Annotated in this window: 13 protein-coding genes and 1 pseudogene; 3 read left to right on the top strand and 11 right to left on the bottom strand. The window is 58.0% G+C overall.

All coding sequences use genetic code 11. The features are described 5' to 3' along the window. Nucleotides 1–388 precede the first annotated feature (388 nt). A complete protein-coding gene (locus tag THL1_RS16450) occupies nucleotides 389–1,387 on the bottom strand; it encodes a DNA-binding protein (protein ID WP_069084234.1) in 999 nt (332 codons plus the stop codon). A gap of 180 nt (nucleotides 1,388–1,567) precedes the next feature. Here THL1_RS16450 and THL1_RS16455 point away from each other — a divergent pair, with 180 nt between their 5' ends. Genes THL1_RS16455 through THL1_RS29015 form a run of 3 tightly spaced genes read left to right on the top strand, consistent with a single transcriptional unit; the run spans nucleotide 1,568 to nucleotide 3,962 of the window. Further along, nucleotides 1,568–2,539, top strand: a complete 972-nt coding sequence (locus THL1_RS16455) for a site-specific integrase (RefSeq protein ID WP_069084235.1) — start codon at nucleotides 1,568–1,570, stop codon at nucleotides 2,537–2,539. 57 nt (nucleotides 2,540–2,596) lie between these two features. Further along, on the top strand, nucleotides 2,597–3,532 hold the full coding sequence (locus THL1_RS16460; RefSeq protein ID WP_069084236.1) for a restriction endonuclease: 936 nt from the start codon (nucleotides 2,597–2,599) through the stop codon (nucleotides 3,530–3,532). A gap of 34 nt (nucleotides 3,533–3,566) precedes the next feature. Further along, complete coding sequence (locus tag THL1_RS29015) at nucleotides 3,567–3,962, top strand: Wadjet anti-phage system protein JetD domain-containing protein (protein ID WP_083245914.1); 396 nt, start codon at nucleotides 3,567–3,569, stop codon at nucleotides 3,960–3,962. A 344-nt stretch (nucleotides 3,963–4,306) separates the two neighbouring features. On the opposite strand, the gene THL1_RS16470 is transcribed toward THL1_RS29015, so the two are convergent. The 10 genes and pseudogenes from THL1_RS16470 to THL1_RS16510 all read right to left on the bottom strand — a co-directional run bounded on the left by THL1_RS16470 (nucleotide 4,307) and on the right by THL1_RS16510 (nucleotide 18,153). Beyond that, a complete protein-coding gene (locus THL1_RS16470; protein ID WP_069084238.1) occupies nucleotides 4,307–6,007 on the bottom strand; it encodes an ABC transporter permease in 1,701 nt (566 codons plus the stop codon). Beyond that, nucleotides 6,000–7,079 carry an ABC transporter ATP-binding protein gene (locus tag THL1_RS16475; protein ID WP_069084239.1) on the bottom strand — a complete coding sequence of 360 codons (1,080 nt, stop codon included), beginning with the start codon at nucleotides 7,077–7,079 and terminating at the stop codon, nucleotides 6,000–6,002. The genes THL1_RS16470 and THL1_RS16475 overlap by 8 nt, the downstream gene beginning before the upstream one ends. A 21-nt stretch (nucleotides 7,080–7,100) precedes the next feature. Further along, complete coding sequence (locus THL1_RS16480) at nucleotides 7,101–8,207, bottom strand: extracellular solute-binding protein (RefSeq protein WP_069084240.1); 1,107 nt, start codon at nucleotides 8,205–8,207, stop codon at nucleotides 7,101–7,103. Nucleotides 8,208–8,748: 541 nt separating this feature from the next. Continuing rightward, nucleotides 8,749–9,855, bottom strand: a complete 1,107-nt coding sequence (locus THL1_RS16485; RefSeq protein WP_069084241.1) for a mandelate racemase/muconate lactonizing enzyme family protein — start codon at nucleotides 9,853–9,855, stop codon at nucleotides 8,749–8,751. A gap of 369 nt (nucleotides 9,856–10,224) precedes the next feature. Beyond that, nucleotides 10,225–10,896 (bottom strand): GntR family transcriptional regulator, encoded by a 672-nt coding sequence (locus THL1_RS16490; protein ID WP_069084242.1) that lies wholly within the window; start codon nucleotides 10,894–10,896, stop codon nucleotides 10,225–10,227. Between the two features lie 110 nt (nucleotides 10,897–11,006). Further along, entirely contained in the window at nucleotides 11,007–11,762 is a 756-nt protein-coding gene (locus tag THL1_RS31400) for a methyl-accepting chemotaxis protein (protein WP_414703760.1), read from the bottom strand. 102 nt (nucleotides 11,763–11,864) lie between these two features. Continuing rightward, nucleotides 11,865–13,124: pseudogene (locus THL1_RS31405) on the bottom strand (HAMP domain-containing protein); the annotation flags it as partial. 78 nt (nucleotides 13,125–13,202) lie between these two features. After that, nucleotides 13,203–14,786, bottom strand: a complete 1,584-nt coding sequence (locus tag THL1_RS16500) for an aldehyde dehydrogenase (NADP(+)) (protein ID WP_069084244.1) — start codon at nucleotides 14,784–14,786, stop codon at nucleotides 13,203–13,205. A gap of 602 nt (nucleotides 14,787–15,388) precedes the next feature. Continuing rightward, nucleotides 15,389–16,390, bottom strand: coding sequence for an Ldh family oxidoreductase (locus tag THL1_RS16505; RefSeq protein WP_069084245.1), 1,002 nt, complete (start codon nucleotides 16,388–16,390; stop codon nucleotides 15,389–15,391). Nucleotides 16,391–16,467: 77 nt separating this feature from the next. Continuing rightward, nucleotides 16,468–18,153, bottom strand: coding sequence for a choline dehydrogenase (locus tag THL1_RS16510; RefSeq protein WP_069084246.1), 1,686 nt, complete (start codon nucleotides 18,151–18,153; stop codon nucleotides 16,468–16,470). Nucleotides 18,154–18,159 lie beyond the last annotated feature (6 nt).

The following is an 18,159-nucleotide window of genomic DNA, read 5'->3' on the forward strand; positions in this document are numbered from 1 at the left end:
CCGCGGCCGCATCCAGTTTTTCACTGATATGGCAGACATCGTTCTGTGAAGTGTTCGTGTCGCTGAGAGGTTGGATCTCCAGCTCGAATCCATCCCCTCGGCATTGCCGCGCTGTCGGGTGGCTTGCTCTTCCCAATACGCAGCTCTTCGACCAGCGCCAGGACAGACCAGAGTCGCGATCAATGCTGCCTTTGTTTAGCTCAAATGCCCTGTTTAGCTTTGCAGCCAAACAGGGCATTTGAGCTAAAGATTAGGTCGGAAGGCTAGATTTGGTGGCCGGCTAATCAATCAATAAAGGGGGTATGCCGAACATTGTTGAGGGGGCCGCCCCGCTCGTGGGGGCGAGTCATCTGCACCTCCCCACTGATCCTCGGCCACCTGCGTCGGGTCAGGGTTGAGTCGTGTTGCCGACATCGGCTGGGGGATGACCCAAGAGTTTCAACTGCGTGAGGGCCTCGACCAGGCGTTCATGGAGGCCCTGCACCTGCCGGCCTTGGGAGGCCCCGGTTTCACTCAGGCGTGTTACTTCACCTTGTAGCGTATCGCAGCGTTCCCGCAAGGCACTGTTCTCTTGCTCAGCGTGAGCCCAGGTACGCTGCCCCTCCGCCAGCGATTGCTGCTTCTGTTCCAGCTGCCGCTCCAAGGACTGCACGTCCTTCTGCTGCTGACGGGCCTCGGTCAGCAGGCGGGCATTGTCACGGTTCAGTTGGGTCAGTTCGTCTTGCTTGATGATCAGGGTTTGCTGCAACTGCCGCAGCTCCAATTGCAGTTGTTGTACCTGGGTTTCGTGCCGGCGCTGATCTTGATCGCGTTGATCCTTGCTGGCCTGCCGATAGTGCTCCAGAGCATCCCGAGCATGCTGATGCTTCTCCTCCAGCGAACGGATCTGCCCCTCGCGATCCTGCAGGCGGGCTTCCTGGTCGCGCTCCGCCTGCTGCAGCCGTGCCACCTCGACTTCCGCCCACTGGCGTGACTGCTGTTCCCGCTGCAATCCCTGCTGCGCGACCTGTTGCTGCTCGGCGAGACCGGCGCAGGACATTTCGAGCTGCTGGTTACAGATTTCCAGCTGGTGAATCCGGTCGTGGTAACCGCGGCGCTCCTGGGACAATTGCTCACGCTCCTGGGCCACGGCGGCACGGGCTTCGTCCCGCAACTGCGTCGCCATCTGAGCGACGAGATTCGCCAATTGATCACTTAGCGGCGCCGGAGCTGCCCCCCGGCCGTGATCGGCTTCTTCCAATTCTTTCAGGTAGCGGTGGATGGTGGTCTTCGAGCCGGTATTGCCCAGCTCGACCCGGACGGCATCGATGCTCGGGTGCCCCCCCCGCGCCAGAATGGCCTGCCTCGCCTTCTGAACCAACGCCTTGTTGATGCCACCACGGGCCACGATGTGCTCCTACGATTTCGTACTAATTTACATACCACGTATTTACATACTAATTATGAGATAAAGCTTACCAAGTGATGGTCACTTTTTCTGATAAAATAATCGAGCGTTATTCGATTAGAAGAGCAGAATTGGTCGCGGATGATCCGCTCTTCGGTACGAAATGAGCGTGGATGGGTGATGAAGGACGTCGAGCGATACCTACAGGCTGGTACGCGGGAGAACACCCGGCGCAGTTACCAGTCCGCCGTAGAGCACTTCGAGGTGAGCTGGGGCGGCTTTCTGCCGGCCACCAGCGACAGCATCGTCCGCTACCTGGTGGACTACGCCGACACTCTCAGCCCCAACACACTCAAACAGCGTCTAGCCGCCCTGGCCCAATGGCACATCAGCCAAGGCTTTCCCGACCCGACCAAGACGCCCATGGTGCGCCAGGTTCTCAAAGGCATCCGCACGTTGCATCCGGCCCAAGTTAAGCAGGCAGCGCCGCTGCAATTGCTACACCTCGAGCAGGCGATCCTCTGGCTGGAGCAGGAAGCGGCGCGCACCTACCAAGCAGGTGAATTGGCGGGCTACCTGCGCTGTCGACGAGATGTCGCACTACTCCTGATCGGGTTCTGGCGTGGTTTTCGTAGCGATGAGCTGTGCCGCCTGCAGGTCGATCACATCCAGGCCGAAGCAGGTGCCGGCATGACGTTGTTCCTGCCCTGGAGCAAGGGTGACCGGGACAACCACGGCATCACCCACTACGCCCCGGCGTTGAAACGCCTCTGCCCCGTGCAGGCCTACCTGGACTGGATCTGTGCGGCGGGAATTGTTCGGGGCGCCGTGTTCCGCCGACTGGATCGCTGGGGCCACATGAATGAAGGAGCCTTGAATCCTGGCAGCCTGATTAACCTCCTACGCCAGATTCTGCAACGGGCCGGTATTCCGGCCGAAGCCTACACAAGCCACTCGCTGCGACGCGGTTTTGCCACCTGGGCCACGGCCAATGGCTGGGACATCAAGGCGCTGATGACCTATGTGGGCTGGAAAGACATCAAGTCAGCGATGCGCTACATCGACCCGGCATTCTCCTTCGGTGGCCTCGCGGCAAGGCCCGCGCTTGAGTCTTCTGCCGGCACTTTGACGCATTTGCCAACTTCTCTCTAACATCGACGCACTACAGGAATGACAGTGCAATGAGTACGCAGGCCAATAGGTGTTCAAATGACTAGCATGGTTCATCCAATTCATTTCGAAGACTATAGCGGCGCTCAATTCGAACGCTTGGTCTTTGCCTATCACCTTCGAGCCGGTTGGACCGACCTGGCGTGGACTGGTCAATCCGGTGGGGACCAGGGACGCGACATTATCGGGGTCGAGGAGTTTGATGATCAGCCTTCTCGAAGGACCGTAATCCAATGCGCCAACCGTGACACCCTTACGCTGAAGAAAGCCAGCGAAGACATGAAGAAGGCTGTCTCCGCTGCGGGTGCCAAACCGGACGCTTTCAAGTTCGTTTGCCGAGGAGCTGTCTCCGACTCCACCAGAAGGAAGATTGCCGAAGCTGCGGCTGCACTTGGTGTTCAGCACGTGACAATTTGGTCCAGCGTCGAGTTCGAGGAGAACTTGCGACTGCGTGCCGAGTATCTGCTGCACCGCTTCGTCAAGGGCATCGAGTTCCCGGAAGCTGAAGCAAAAATTCGGAGCTTCGTGGATGACTTTCCTGAACTTTCCGATGCCGAAGCGCTGACTTTGATGGCGGCGGTTTTCGACCGGCCAGCATTTCGCACACCCTTTTATCAAGAGAGTTCGTTGCCGGCTTTTCAGCGCGCCGTCGAGGACACAATCCGTGCGCTCAGCACTGGTGTGTGGCAAACGCGGGATGGCACCGAGATCAAGCGCATCCCTTCGCTCAATCACATAAGGGACCAGGGCATTCGTAAGGTACTAAGCCAAGTAGTGAACGGAGTTGACGAGCTACGTCGCATCTTTGTCGTACGGCTACGAGAGGGCGAGATCCAACCGTGCGGATGCGACATGCCCGACTGCCCGACCTTCATGCTAAGTCCGCGTGTCGTCAAAGAACTAGATGCTGCCCGCCACCAAGTCTTGACCCTCTTTGGTTCGGTGCATAAGCCCTTCGATGTGACTCTACGATAACCCGCGCATCAATCTATTCAGAAATCTGGAGTGGATGAAAGGAGATTGGCTGGGCAGACGGCGAATAGCCTACTGGGGAGACATGGACACGTGGGGCCTTGCAATGTTGGCCAAGGCTTGCAAATACCAGCCGGAGCTGGAATCAGTCCTCATGTCGGTCGAGCATTTCGAACATCACCAGGCGTCCCTTGCCGTCGTGGGGCCCTCGACGGCTGGAACCACACCACCTCCGGAACTCAGCGAGTACGAGAAATCTCTCTACGAACATTTGCTGGGCGTAACACGCGGGCGCCTTGAGCAAGAGTTCTATGCAAGGAGCCGGTCTTCTGCGCATTACGTGCCTGACATAGGAATAAGTAGCACGTGCAAAGACTGTGAAACGCAGGTAGCTATTCCCCTCCTTGAGCCACCCGGGCAGCTTGATCGCTAGCCCAGTCCCGAAGGTGGCCTGCTTCGTCTGATTGAGCAACAGTTGATGGAACGTACTGGACAACCGCTGTTGCGACTTCTGCAATTGACCAGATCGGAAGCCATCTAGGTCCAGCTGCTTAGCTCGAGTCGCCAGTGTTCGAGGCTCTCTAATCGCCGACAAAATCTATCTTCAGCTGGCGGTGCGCTTGATGAATCAAAGACTTACAGAACGAATGTTCTAATTTCCCCTTATCTCGGAGTGATCCTTTCTAGGTTAGCCCCATACCGAAGTAGCTGCTGAAAATCGACACGCCCTAAATGACAAGGCACCTCATCATTGAGGCGCCTTACCTTGAAGCGACATTAACGCTGTTCCCGAATCAGCCGCTGGGCAACCAGAATCAGGACCAAAGTGACCCCACCAATGCAGGTGAAGATTGCATTCATCGCAGGCGTAAAACCGAAGCGCATCTGATTCCACACCCACACTGGCAGCGTCGGCTCGGTACCGGCCAGGAACAGCGTGACAATCACCTCATCGACCGAGAGCGTAAAGCCTAGAAGCGCACCGCCCAGGATCGCACTACGAATCAGCGGGAACAGCACATGCAGGAACGTTCTCCACTGGTCTGCACCCAGGTCATAGGACGCCTCTACCAAGGAGGGATCCAAACGCCGCAGGCGGGACAATACGATCATCATCACCACCGGCATCACGAACGATGCATGTCCGAGGATGACGCTGGGGATACCTTGAGGAACATTGAGGAGTTTGAACGCCAGCACGAGGGTGACACCGAGTACCACGCCAGGCAGGGCCACGGGGATCGCCAAGAGTTTCTCGACCCACGCAGCATGGGCAATCTTGCCCAAACCCAGCATCACAGCGAAGCCAGTTCCCATGACCACCGAGAGGACCAGCACCGACGCACCAATGAACAGCGACCGACGAAGCGCCTCCATCATTGGACTGTCGCCTGCCATTTGCACGTACCACTGCAGAGTGAACGACTCCAGGGGGAAGGTCTGAATGCCATTCGAGTTAAAGGAGAACAGGACGATTACCAACAGCGGTGCATAGAGGAACAGATAGGGCAACACGAACAAGCCAGCTCCAATCCACGCTTTGACACCGGTGCGTCGCGTGGGCACCGACTTGCCGCCGTCCTCGCCCGTCAGAATCCCTTGGGAGCGCGCCAGCAGGAAGGTAATCGCCAGGAAGGCAACTACGGTCAGCATCAACACCAGCGCCATCGCACCGCCAAATGGCCAGTTGCTGGCAATGCCAAATTGGGAGGCGATTACGGTCCCCACCATCGTGCCGTTCAACCCCCCCACCATGGAGGGCGTGATGTAGTCGCCCACCGACATCAGAAAGGCCAGCGCAACGCCAATGGCAACCCCTGGGCGCGCCAGTGGCCACACGACTGTGGTGATGACACGGATAGGACCTGCGCCAGAATCCCTGGCCGCTTCAAGCAGGTTTTCAGGGATGCGCTCCAGCGCGGCATAGGCAGACACGAAGATGAACGGAATCGAGATGTAGATGAAGGTCAGGAACACGGAGAATCCCGTGTAGAGGAATGCGGTGCTGGGGGTGTCCAGTATCCCGGTCCAAACCAGAAACGAGTTGAGGATTCCTCGCTCACCCAGGATGAGTTTCCAGGCAAAGACACGCATCAGCATGCTGATCCACAACGGAATGATCACCAGCAGAACGGCAGTCAGCCGTCCTCTGCTCAGCACGCGACTGGCGTAGTACGCCATGGGAAACGCGATCATGGCTGCCACTATCGAGGAGCCTGCCGCAACCAGGACGGTCTTCCCGAGCAGCGTTAGGAAGCTCGCCGACTGGAACAGCCGCATGTAGTTCGCGAGGGTGAACTCGTAGACGATGGCGCCGCCGGAGGAGCGCATGAAGCTGACACCGAGCAGCAGCAGTGTGGGCAGCGCGATGAGGGCCAGGATCCATACCCACAGCAAGGGTTTGGCCCACTTCAGTGAGCCTCCCGTAGCAGTGGGTTTTGTCTGGGGGTCGGTCATGGGAATAGCGTACTCAGCCATGGAGCACCACCCCTTCGCTCGGGCGAAAACCTATCTGTACATTGCCGCCCAGCTGCACGCTGGCACCCTTTCGGGCCGGAGCCACTGCGATGAGCTCCTTGCCAGCGCAATCGACTTTCACCTCGAGGCAGTTACCCAAGAACAGCACATCACGAACAACCGCGGGCATGGCGAGGTGCTCTGCACCACTGGCTCCAGGCTCCAGAATCTCCAGGGCTTCATAGCGGATGCTGTATTTCGCTTTGCCAGCCGGCGCCGATTCAGGCAGCGGGAACTGGTGCCCCAGCAATGTCGCCGTGCTGCCATTTCCCGAACTGGTAATGTCGATATCAACGATGTTCGCCTTCCCAATGAAACGGGCGACAAACTCGTTGCTGGGCCTGAAGTAAATGTCCGCCGGCGAGCCCAGTTGCTGAATGACACCTTGGCTCACAATGGCCACACGGTTGGACATGGACAAGGCTTCGCCTTGATCGTGGGTCACATAGACAAACGTCATGCCCAGTTCTCGCTGCAGACGCACCAGAACATGCTGCATCTGCTGGCGGAGATTCAGGTCCAGTGCCCCCAAGGGCTCATCGAGGAGCAGCACCTTGGGCCGGCCAGCAAGGGCTCGCGCCAGCGCAATACGCTGGCGTTGGCCACCACTCATCTGATGCGGATAGCGCTGAGCAAACGCAGACATCTCGACCAGCCCCAAGACCTCGCTCACACGCTTGGCTGCCTCTCCCGAAGCCATCCCGGCCATCCGCAGTGGGTAACGTACGTTCTCCTCGACCGTCATGTGCGGGAACAGGGCATACGACTGAAACACCGTATGCACTTCCCGTTTGTTCGGTGGGGTATGGGTCACATTGCGCCCAGCCAAAATCACTTGCCCTGAATCTGCCGTTTCAAAACCGGCGATCAACCGCAAAGCTGTGGTTTTGCCTGACCCACTGGGGCCCAGAATGGAGAAGAACTCACCCGGAGCAATGTCCAACGAGATCTTTTGAAGCGCCGGCTTGGTCGCGCCGGCATAGGTTTTTTCGACGTTTACAAAGCTCAGGATGGATTCGGTAGAGGACGCCATGGCTTTTGTTACCTACGTTAATTACAGAATGCCGGCCTTGAAGTCGTTCCAGATTTCTACGCGACGGTCGATGTTCTCCGGAGATTGGAAGATCGACATCTTTTCCCAGAAACCGGGCTTCGACTGGTCGATGACGTTTGTCTTGGCCAGGATGTCTGCGGGGACACCTGCCTCTTGGCCGCCGGCTTCGGTCAGCACACCGTTGTTAAATGAGGTGGAGATGAAGCGCCCTTGCCAGGGCAGACTCAGGTTGTCATTCATGAAGCGGTACACCGCTTCGCGCTGTCCTTGCGGCGTGATAACGGCGCTGTCGATCCAGGTCGGCGTGCCTTCCTTCGGGAACCGATAATTGAACTTCTTACCCTTGGATTGCAGGGCGTAGACCGTGTTGATGTTCTGGCAGTAACCGACCACCGCCTCCCCTTGCGCGTACTGCTGCAGCGCATCATCAAAACCACGCGCGATTGTCCGCACCTGAGGCCGAAGTGCTCGCAGCGCCTGGATGCATTCTTCGAACTCCGCATCCGTCAGGTTGTACGGGTTTGCCGCGCCCACGTAGAGGGCGATCATTGGGAAGGTGATGTAAGCATCATCGAAGAGGCTGACTTTGCCTTGGTACTTTTTGTCCCACAGCACCGCCCAGGAGTCCGGCGGTGAAGTGAATACCGTTTCGTCATACATCAACGGTTGAGTGCCCCAGTTATAGGGCAGGCCGAAGAGCTTGCCGTCGATGGTGGCGCGCTCCTGGTAATGCAGGCCAGAGGTGATGTTCTTCGCGTTCGGAATCTTCGAGGCGTCAATCGGAGTGATCAGTCCGAGTTCCTTGTAGCGCGGAATTGAGCCTGTCTCGAAATAGATGATGTCCGCCTTGACCGCGCCCGACTGGGTTTGGGCGAAGATCTCGTCGCTGGAACCTGCCCGGACCACCTTCACCTTGATACCAGTGTTCTTGGTCCACTCTGCAACCCACGCATCGTCGTGATACGTCTCCCACGTCAGGATGGTGATCTCATCATCGCTAGCGGCGAACACATTGCGTGCCCCGCCCATTGCCATGACTGCCGCAGCGGTACCGCTCAGCGCCAAGAACTGGCGGCGTCCCAGGGTAAAACCGTTCTTTTTATCCATTGAGTAACCCCTTGCAACGAGATTGAGTGGACATCGATTGCAGATACAGCCAACCGCCGTGTTGCTGGACCTTCGTTCCTGCCTCCTTCGCCTAGGGCACTTAGCCAAAGGCGATGAGTCCGTGGAGCTCAGGAGATCGAATATCCTGTATTTCGTATACGGTATTTAGTAGGCATAAAACATGCCGAGCTGCCCTCTCTACCCTCCCGATTAATCTAATTACCATAACTAATTGATTTTAAAGCACTTACCCTGATACATCGTGATTACCACTTACAGCAACCGCAAGGACCGGGTGTTACATTTTTGGGCGAGTTGCAGGTCGTCGAACCAAAATGGAACCGATGGTTACATGCTCTGCAACCTGCCCCACCACTACCGCGAGGCCTGGTAAGTATGGTCGAGTTACCTCCGTACTGCTGGCAGACGGCCATTTTCCAGGTGCAAAAAAGGCGCTCCGTCCTAATGACTGCGAGCGCCCATGCGTTGAACAACTCCTCCATTGACTGGCATGAGCGTCCAGGTCCAGTTGACCTTGGGATCAAGCCCCGATCGTGAACTGGGGCTTGCCGAGTCGGCCCAGGTCTACCTCAATGCCCAGACCTGCGCCTTTGGGGGCAGAGCCATGACCGTTCTCCGAGCGAGGCTGGTAACCAGCCAGATGCCCATCAGTCCAATCATTGAAGAATGGGGTCATCAGTAACGACTCGGGACGAGTAGTGGCGGCGACATGGCTTGTGGCAGCCGTGATGATATCGCCGCCCCACATGTCCTCGACCGATACCGCCATGTTCAGCTCCTGAAGCAGGTCACGAGCTTTCACCACATTGGTCAGGCCGCCGAGTTTGCCGAACTTGAGATTCACCGAGACGGCGTTGGCTTCGTACTTCGCTCGATAAACCTCATCGTGGTTGACAATCGACTCATCGAGAACCAGCGGCAGTGCCGAGCCGCGGTGGGCCAGGATGCAGTCAATCGTGCTGCGGCAGGGCTGCTCGACGTAGACAGGCAGGCCCGCCATACCTTGAATGGCCAGTTTGGCCGCAGCCAACGACCACCCGCCATTGGAGTCTGCAACGATCACGGTTTGCGCATCGCCGGCCTCAACGCTGGCACGGGTTCGGGCGATGTCATCAAACGGGTTGTTCCCCACCTTCAGCTGGAAGCGGTTGATACCAGCAGCACGGCGCTCTTTGATGAACTCAGCCATCGACTCGGGCGAGCCAAGCGGTACCGCTTCATAGATGGGGAAGCGCTCATTGATGACACCGCCGATCAGTGCCGAGATTGGCCGGTTCAGCGACTTACCAAGGATGTCCCAGCAGGCGATATCGATGGGGCTTTTGGCGAACTCCTGCCCCATGAGCGTCGCATTCATAATACGGTTGACCTTTCCAATGTTGGTCGGGTCTACGCCAATCAGCGCGCTGGCCAGGTCCTTCAGAGCGGTCCGGATGCCTTCAGGGAACGTGGGCAGATAGACCTTGCCCAGCGTGGTGATCTCGCCCCACCCGTCGATACCTTCATCGGTGCGAATCCGCACCACGATGCCATCCTCGGTACTGGCGCTGCGATCACCCGACATGACGTAGGTGCCGTGGGCATAGCCTACCTCGTAGCTGAATACATCGATTCCGACAATCTTCATTCCCAATACCCTCTAGTCGATCCTGCGGGAACAGGTTTCTGAGTCAGGCTTAGCCGCGGCCGGACAGAAGTGGCCGTGGCCACGGCAGGCCATGAAATGGCTGAGTACGACAGCGACCAATAAACGCATTGGCCTGCCGCACACCGTCACCTGAGACTAAACCATCGCAAAGCGTATTTCAAATTCCGTATACGAAATAATATCCAGAAAAATAAGGCCACTCGACCCACGTCCATTCAGAGAATGGGACTGTGTCGCTGAGTTGGCTCGAAGCAGAACCGCGGCCGAGCAGAGGCGATAAGGAAAGTCGGACGCGAAGGACTGGACCGCTCGCGCCGAGAAGTGTGCGCGCCTGAGAGGCGCGCGGAATCAGGATTTGGCGGGGCCTTTCGGAAGGTGTGCAAACAAGGCATCGCACACGCTGTGGATATGCTCCTCAACAAGCTTTCCAGCCAGCTTGGCATTCTTCGCTCGGCAGGCCGCCAGAATGGCCCGGTGCTCTTCATCAGCATGGGCTTTGCCGTCATCTGAGAGTTCAATCTGCATGCGCAGGTAACGTTCGATCTTGTCGTGAATCGAGCGAACCATGTTCAGCACGAAAGGCCGCTGAGCGGCTTCATACAGGGCGGCATGGAACGCCCAGTTAAGTTCTGCCCAACGCCCGGTGTCCTCAAGCTTCATGAACTCTTGAAGGGTTGCCTCTGCACGCTTGAAATCGGCCTCGGTGAGGTACGGGATAGCTTGCTTGATCAGTTGGACTTCCAGCAGGACACGCACCTCGAAGATCTGCGCCAGCTCGAACTCGCTGATACGGGTTACCAATGCACCGCGATTCCGGTGAAACTCGACCAGGCCTTCTGCCTCAAGCCGTTTCAAGGCTTCGCGAACGGGAATCTTGCTGACGTTGAACGCACGCGCAATATCATCCTGGCGGATCGGCTCGTCTTCACGAATTTCCCCCTTGATGATGGCATTGCGGAGGAACTTGAGGATCACCTCCGAAGTCGACGGTGCATTACCAAGGTTCGGGACGTTCAGCATTGAGTAAGACACGGTGAGACTCCGGACCAGGCGCATTAGGAATATGTTATACGAGATAAGTTAGCGTATACCATATTCCCCATTCGCCGATCCACAACCACCTATCTTCCTCAGACCCTGAAGCTACTCATCAACCGTTGCTGGTGATCGGCCAGAGCATCGAGTCCCTTGCTGATTTCCGAGGATTCCAGGGCCTGTCGCGCCAAGCGTTCGGTGACATCGCGAATGGCCGATACGTTGCGGTTCACTTCCTCCGAAACCGCGCTCTGCTCTTCAGCAGCGCTCGCGATCTGTAGGTTCATCCCGGTGATCGCCTCGATGCCTTCTGCAATCCGCTGCAGCGCTGCCACCGCCATCTGCACATGCTTGACGCTTTTGTCCGCTTCCTCGCGAGTAGCATCCATCGACTTCACGACAGCCTGAGTTCCGCCCTGCAAGCGTTCGATCACTTCCTGGATTTCGGTAACTGAAGTCTGAGTTCGTTGCGCAAGGCTGCGAACTTCATCCGCGACCACTGCGAATCCACGTCCCGACTCCCCTGCCCTCGCTGCTTCAATGGCGGCATTCAGCGCCAGGAGATTGGTCTGCTCGGCAACGGAGCGAATCACGTCGAGGACCTTGCCGATCTGCTCGCTGTTTTGCTCCAGGGACAAGGCCTGCGCTCCAGCCTGTTCGATCTCTTCGACGAGCGAATCGATCGCGCTGGTTGCCCGGCCAATGACTTGGTTGCCATTGTTCACCGCCTCTTCGACCGTGGTCATGGCCTGGGCGGCCATGGACGCATTCTGGGCAACATCCTGAGCGGTGGCACTCATCTCCTGGGCTGCCGTGGCGACTTGGTCCACCTCCAGGAACTGCTGCTGCATCCCGGAGTTGGTATCCGATGCAATCTGAGACGCGCGGTAGGCGGTCTGACGAGTTTGTCCCACAGAGTCGCTAACCTGGGAGACTATCGGCTGGAGCTTGTCCAGGAAGGTGTTGAACCAGTAGACCAGTTTTCCGAGCTCGTCCTGCCCCGCGTAGGTGAGTCGCTGGGTCAGATCACCATCCTTCCCCGCAATGTTTTCGACCATATCGGAAACGGTGAGGACCGGGCGTGCAATGGATCGCGCCACAAGCCCCAACAGAATCAAGCTCACTCCGAAAATCATGATGCCTACAGTAACTTGAGTAGCAATCGCTGACTGACGATGCTCCTCCAACTGACGCTGCAGCTCATCCGAAGGCTTCATGTAAGTGGCGTCGGGAACACTGATAACCACCCCCCAGTTGGCCGCCCCCTCGACCGGTGCGAAGCCAAGAATCGCATTCAAAGCTCCCTGGTCCGAGTAACTGAAATCTACCCCCTCCTTCATCTTGGTGATGATGGTCATCGCGTGCTCGGGATACAGAGCGTTGATGCCTTTGCCAAGGCTCTCAGCGTTCTTGCTCTGGGCGGCAATGGCTCCCGCTGGGCTGATCAAACTCACCGTCGCCATTCCGTCAAAGATGCTACGACCGCTGGTTTCCAACAGGCGCTGCAACTCTGAGAGGGTAATGTCCACGCTCAGAACGCCGATGACCTTATTCCCTTCCAGGAGCGGCAGAGCGACCGTCGACATCAGGGTCGGCACACCGTTGTAAGAGTAGGTATAGGGTTCGGTGACGCACACACGCTTGGTTTTGTGCGGACAACGGATCCATTCACTGCTGACGGTGCCATCATCGGCCAGTTCGCTATCGGTCATGGAGTAGCTGGGAACTGACGCTGACGCGTAGGAAGCGAAGCGACCGGAGTTGTTGCCCTGACCAACTCCCGTATCGATGAAGTCGCCATCGCGACCGTCGAGCGCATTGGCATCGAAGACCAATGCAACCCCCAACACTTCTCGATTTTCCTTAATCTGCGCGTAGAGTGCATCGTACAGGGCCTTGCGTAGTTCGGCCGGACCGAATCCATGAAGGCGCGCTTGCTCGCGCATCACCGCGACCTGCTGAACCAATGTACGGCCAAACACCAAGGCATCACTGAACCGCTCACGGACCACCGCGGCCTGGCGGGCACTGATCTGCGCCATACCGGTCAACGAGGACGCTTTCAGGGTGTCCCGGCTGGACACGCTGACGATGGACGACAATCGTTCAATGCTCTGGGTCGAGAACAGGACAAGGGTGATAGCAGTCAGCAGGATGCACGCTCCAGACAGCACACCGATCTTGCCTTTGATTGAAAGCTTGATGCCGAACATGTCCTCGCCCTCTCCTTGTTCATTCTTGCGCAAGCAAAAAAAAGCCCCGGAGCACCGGGGCGAAGCCTAAATACAGACTCAGGAAATCGGATCTTTGGTGGAAACACCATTGACCAGACGCTGTACTCCCAGGGGATTGGAGTTCTTCAGCACATCCGGCAGAGCCTCGTCAGGGAAGTTCTGGTAGCAGACCGGACGCAGGAAACGATCGATGGCCAACGTGCCGACAGAAGTCCCGCGGGAGTCCGACGTGGCCGGGTAAGGACCGCCATGCACCATGGAGTCAGAGACCTCCACACCAGTTGGGAAACCATTGACTAGCAACCGCCCTACCTTGGTTTCCAACAGCGGAATCAGGTGTGCGAACTCCCGGAGATCTTCCGGCTCGGCAATCAGCGATGCCGTCAATTGACCACGAAGGCCTTGCAGGGCTTGCTCCAGTTGCTCCGGTCCCGAAGCCGAAACCACGATGGACGCAGGACCGAAGACTTCTTCCTGGAGCAGCTCATCGCCGTCAATCAGCAGACGTTCTTCAGCCTTGAACAACTGCGGCTCCGCCTGATTGGCACCGATCTGACGACCAGCAAGATGACTGACAGCTTCCGACTTGTTCAGGCGCTGAACTCCCTCGGCATAGCTAGACAGGGTTCCTGCGTTGAGCATGGTCTGACTGGGCTTGGCACCCATTTGGTAGCTCAACGAAGCCACGAACTGGCCGAACTCCGGAGAATCGAGGCCAATCACCAAACCAGGATTGGTGCAGAACTGACCACACCCGAGCACGATCGAATCGGCCAGTTGCTCGGATATCTGCTTGCCGCGAAGCTCAAGCGCCTTGGGCAGCACAATCACCGGATTGATGCTGGACATCTCGGCGAACACTGGGATCGGTTCCGGCCTGGCAGCAGCCATATCGCACAGGGCACGCCCACCTTTCAGAGAGCCGGTAAAGCCAACAGCCTTGATCGCCGGATGCTTGACCAGCAACTCACCGACCCCGCCGCCATAGATCATGCTGAACACGCCAGCCGGCAGTCCAACTTTGGTCAAAGCGCGACGGATCGCCAGGGCAACACATTCGGACGTGGCCATGTGACCACTGTGTGCCTTGAACACCACCGGGCAGCCGGCGGCCAGAGCGGAAGCAGTGTCACCACCGGCAGTGGAGAAGGCCAGCGGGAAGTTGCTGGCACCGAAGACAGCCACAGGACCAACGCCGGTTTTGTACTGCCGCAGATCAGGCCGCGGCAACGGGGTACGCCCCGGAAGCGCGGTATCGATTCGCGCGCCATAAAAATCACCGCGACGCAGAACCTCGGCAAACAACCTCAGTTGGTTGACGGTACGCTTCTGCTCACCCTGAATCCGTGCGGCCGGAAGGGCGGTTTCGGCACAGACCAGTTCGACAAAGTCGGCACCGAGCTCATCGATTTCATTGGCGATCGTATCCAGCAGCTCAGCCCGCTTCTCAGCCGACGTGGTGCGGAAACTTTTGGAAGCCAGAGCGGCTTGCTCGCAAGCCAATTCAACCTCTGCCGGAGTCGCCTGCCAGAACTTGTAAGGCAGGGCTTCGCCGGTGGTGGCGTTGAAACTTTGGTGAGTCTTCTGCCCGCTCGCACACCGGCTATCCGCGATAAAGTTATGACCGAGAATGTTTAGCATTGCAGCTCCTGACGTTTCGGCGCAGTGAAGAACCATTGATAAAAAACCTGCGGTAGCAGGACTGCCGACAGCTCTGGGGTACAGCGCTCGGCAGAAAATAAAAAACCTGAATGACTGGCTGGCGCTCCTTCAGTGCCAACCAGTCAGGACCCGTGGCCTTGTGAGGCGCGCCAGGCTGAGCATCGCCAGACCGAAGTCAGGGGCTTCGGAACGGTTTAAGCGCTCAAACGGTGTGTGCTCAGCGGCACACAGCAGATTGGTCAATCCGGACTGAACGAACGGCCTGCTCTTGCGCATTTGGACGTCTCTGCTGAAACCCCGAACTTGACCGGCTGATCGAACTAGCTCGTACCGACCAACCCTCCCAGGCGAACTTGTGGCCCACGCTGGCGTGACACACCTCTAAACGTATTTTGTATACGAGCAATGCGATGAGGCCCTGCTCAAAAGCACCTCTGCGCCACTTCATTCGTTGGTCAAGGCTTAGGCGGCGACCTCAAGGTATTTCGTATACGATAGCCTGTCAACTGCAAGTCCAGATTTTTTTTTGTCGGATCGTGGCAGGCCACAAAGACAGGCGATCCCAGCACTTTCGCGCTGGCTCAGATCAAAGCTTGAATGTCCGCATACAGATCATCGGAGACCTCCACGCCATTCAACAACGAGCGCGCTCTAGCCTCGTAGCGGCGTGCGGACGGCAATCGCGCCCCCTGCCCTTCAATGTCAGCGAACAGACGTTCGGCTCGCTCGAAGTGGTAGTCCACCTGGTCACCCAAGAAGCGCTTCGGATCAAACGCGATAATCAGCTCGCCATGGTATGGGGAAGCCCCCGCACCATCGTCATGGGCGAGGGATTCAGCGCTGGTCAGGTCGCCAATGAGCGGCCCCGCAATCAGCTCGATCATCGCCGCCAGGGCAGACCCTTTATGGCCCCCGAATGTCAGCATGGCGCCGTCGAGCGCGTGTTGCGCCGATGTGGTTGGCTCACCTTCCGGCGAAACGCCCCACCCCAGAGGAATCGGTTTTCCTGCTCGGCGGTGCAATTCGATTTCTCCGCGCGCAACAGCGCTGGTAGCGAAATCAAAAACAAAGGGGTCCTTGTCTTTCCGGGGCCAGCCAAAGGCAATCGGATTGGTGCCGAAGACAGGACCACGGCCGCCAGCAGGAGCAACCCATGCATGGCTGGGATTGCAGGCAAGCGCGACCAGTCCCATGTCCGTGAGCGCTTCGATTTCGACCCAAAGAGCCGAGAAGTGAATGCAGTTGTTGATGACCAGTGCGGCGATGCCATTGGACGCGGCCTTCTGCTTCAGCGCCTCCAGACCAGATTGAAAGGCCAGCTGCGAGAATCCACCGTCAGCATCAACCCGCACAATGCCGGGCGCTTGGCTGTACACGACGGGCACTGCGGTGGGGTTCACCTTTCCAGCGCTCAACGTGGCGATGCACACCAGCAGCCGATAAATGCCGTGCGACCTACATTCGTCTCGCTCGCCGCACACCATCGTTTCCGCGACTGCCTTAGCCTGGAGATCGGAGAAACCGTGCTTAAGAAGCACGCGCTCAGCGATATCCCTGACTTCGGCCAAAGTTAGCCGTGCCATCTCGAAGTTCCTCCTGGCAAAAAAACGGTGGCGAGATCATCGATCCCGCCACCGCTTTTAACCGTGCTATCGCACGCTTAGGTAGGCATACCTGCCGGCATACCCATGGCCGGGGGCTTCCCCGGAAGAAGTGCGTCGCGGTATGCAGATACATTCGCCGGCGCAAGCACCTTGCCGAGAATGTGATCCGACAGCTTCTCCGCGAGCATGATGGTCGGGGCATTGGTGTTGCCGGTCGTCAGACGCGGGAACACAGATGCATCCACAACTCGCAGGTTTTCAATGCCATGCACTCGGCCGTCTGCGTCGGTCACCGCCATCGGGTCGTAGCCCATACGGCAGGTGGAGACCGCGTGATAACCAGTACCAGCGTTGTTACGGATCCACTGATCCAACTCGGCATCGCTTTGGATGTGCTTGCCGGGGCTGATTTCTTCACCGCGCAGCTCGTCCCAGGAGCGCTGGGCAATGATCTCTCGAGTTTTGCGAACGCCTTCGCGAAGCTGCTCGAGATCTCCCGGTGCGGTAAGGAAGTTCAGGCGAATGACCGGTGGAGCCTTCGGATCACGAGAGCTGAGCGTCACGCTGCCGCGGCTTTCGGGACGCATAACGCTGGTGAAGTACTGGAAGCCAGCGGTGATACGCGCCTTGCCGCGGTAGAACTCCCCAACCATCGGGAAGAACTCATGCTGCAAGTTCGCGTATTCGACCGAATCATTGCCCCGGAAGAAGGCACCGACCTCAAAGTAGTTCGACCCGCCCAGACCACCATGGGTAGCCAACCAACGCGCGCCGACAAACAACCGCCCCAGCGGCGAAAGTTGGCGAGTGGGCGAAACACCCTGCTTCGGAGTGGAGTACTGAATCGCCACCGCCACATGGTCCTGGAGGTCCTTGCCGACGCCCGGCAGGTGATGAACAACATCAATCCCCAAGGCCTTCAGTTCCTCGGCATCACCGACCCCGGACAGCAGCAACAGCTGAGGCGAACCGAACGCACCGGCACTGAGAATGATCTCGTTCCGGGCATGGCTCACTTGCTCTTTGCCTTGGACTTCGTACTTCACACCGACGGCTTTCTTACCCTCGAAGACCAAACCGGTGACCATGGCTCGGGTCGTCACCGTGAGGTTGCTGCGATCACGCGCCGAGTCCAGGTAGGCACGTGCAGTACTCCAACGCTGTCCGTTGTAGACGGACGCCTGAGCGACGTTCACCCCTTCCTGCACGCGACCATTCTGGTCATCGTTCAGCTTGAGACCGTAGTCCTGACCCGCACCCAGGAAGGCCTGATACAGCGGATTGTCAGCCTTGCACTTGTGCACGTGGAGCGGACCATCACCACCCCGGTACTCGTCAGCGCCGCCCTCGTAGGTCTCCATCTTCTTGAAGTACGGGAGGCAGTGGCTGTACGACCAGGTCGGCAGACCGAGCGAGGCCCAGTTGTCGAAGTCCAACGGGTTGCCGCGCACGAATACCATCCCGTTGATGGATGAGGATCCACCCAACACGCGACCACGGTGCTGATCACTGCGATTGCCGTTGAGGCCCGGCTCCGGCTCGCTCTTGAAGCCCCAGTTGAACTTGGTGCTTTCCAGAGGAAGACCCAGCGCCGCCGGCATATCCAGGATCACGCTGTTGTGGCTCGGACCCGCCTCGAGAAGCAGAACAGACGTCTTGCCGTCCGCACTCAAGCGATTCGCCACCACACAACCAGCTGAGCCGGCACCGACGACGATGTAATCGTATTGGTTCTTGCTCATGACCGA

The sequence above is a fragment of the Pseudomonas sp. TCU-HL1 genome, assembly GCF_001708505.1.
GTDB lineage: Bacteria > Pseudomonadota > Gammaproteobacteria > Pseudomonadales > Pseudomonadaceae > Metapseudomonas.

What these genes read in the sequence shown, in the direction of transcription:
- THL1_RS16460 (WP_069084236.1), top strand. Translation starts at nt 2,597, where the DNA reads ATGACTAGCATGGTTCATCCAATTCATTTCGAAGACTATAGCGGCGCT.
- THL1_RS16510 (WP_069084246.1), bottom strand. Translation starts at nt 18,153, where the DNA reads ATGAGCAAGAACCAATACGATTACATCGTCGTCGGTGCCGGCTCAGCT.
- THL1_RS16485 (WP_069084241.1), bottom strand. Translation starts at nt 9,855, where the DNA reads ATGAAGATTGTCGGAATCGATGTATTCAGCTACGAGGTAGGCTATGCC.
- THL1_RS16455 (WP_069084235.1), top strand. Translation starts at nt 1,568, where the DNA reads ATGAAGGACGTCGAGCGATACCTACAGGCTGGTACGCGGGAGAACACC.
- THL1_RS16470 (WP_069084238.1), bottom strand. Translation starts at nt 6,007, where the DNA reads ATGGCTGAGTACGCTATTCCCATGACCGACCCCCAGACAAAACCCACT.
- THL1_RS16480 (WP_069084240.1), bottom strand. Translation starts at nt 8,207, where the DNA reads ATGGATAAAAAGAACGGTTTTACCCTGGGACGCCGCCAGTTCTTGGCG.
- THL1_RS31400 (WP_414703760.1), bottom strand. Translation starts at nt 11,762, where the DNA reads ATGCAGCAGCAGTTCCTGGAGGTGGACCAAGTCGCCACGGCAGCCCAG.
- THL1_RS16500 (WP_069084244.1), bottom strand. Translation starts at nt 14,786, where the DNA reads ATGCTAAACATTCTCGGTCATAACTTTATCGCGGATAGCCGGTGTGCG.
- THL1_RS16490 (WP_069084242.1), bottom strand. Translation starts at nt 10,896, where the DNA reads ATGCTGAACGTCCCGAACCTTGGTAATGCACCGTCGACTTCGGAGGTG.
- THL1_RS29015 (WP_083245914.1), top strand. Translation starts at nt 3,567, where the DNA reads ATGAAAGGAGATTGGCTGGGCAGACGGCGAATAGCCTACTGGGGAGAC.
- THL1_RS16505 (WP_069084245.1), bottom strand. Translation starts at nt 16,390, where the DNA reads ATGGCACGGCTAACTTTGGCCGAAGTCAGGGATATCGCTGAGCGCGTG.
- THL1_RS16475 (WP_069084239.1), bottom strand. Translation starts at nt 7,079, where the DNA reads ATGGCGTCCTCTACCGAATCCATCCTGAGCTTTGTAAACGTCGAAAAA.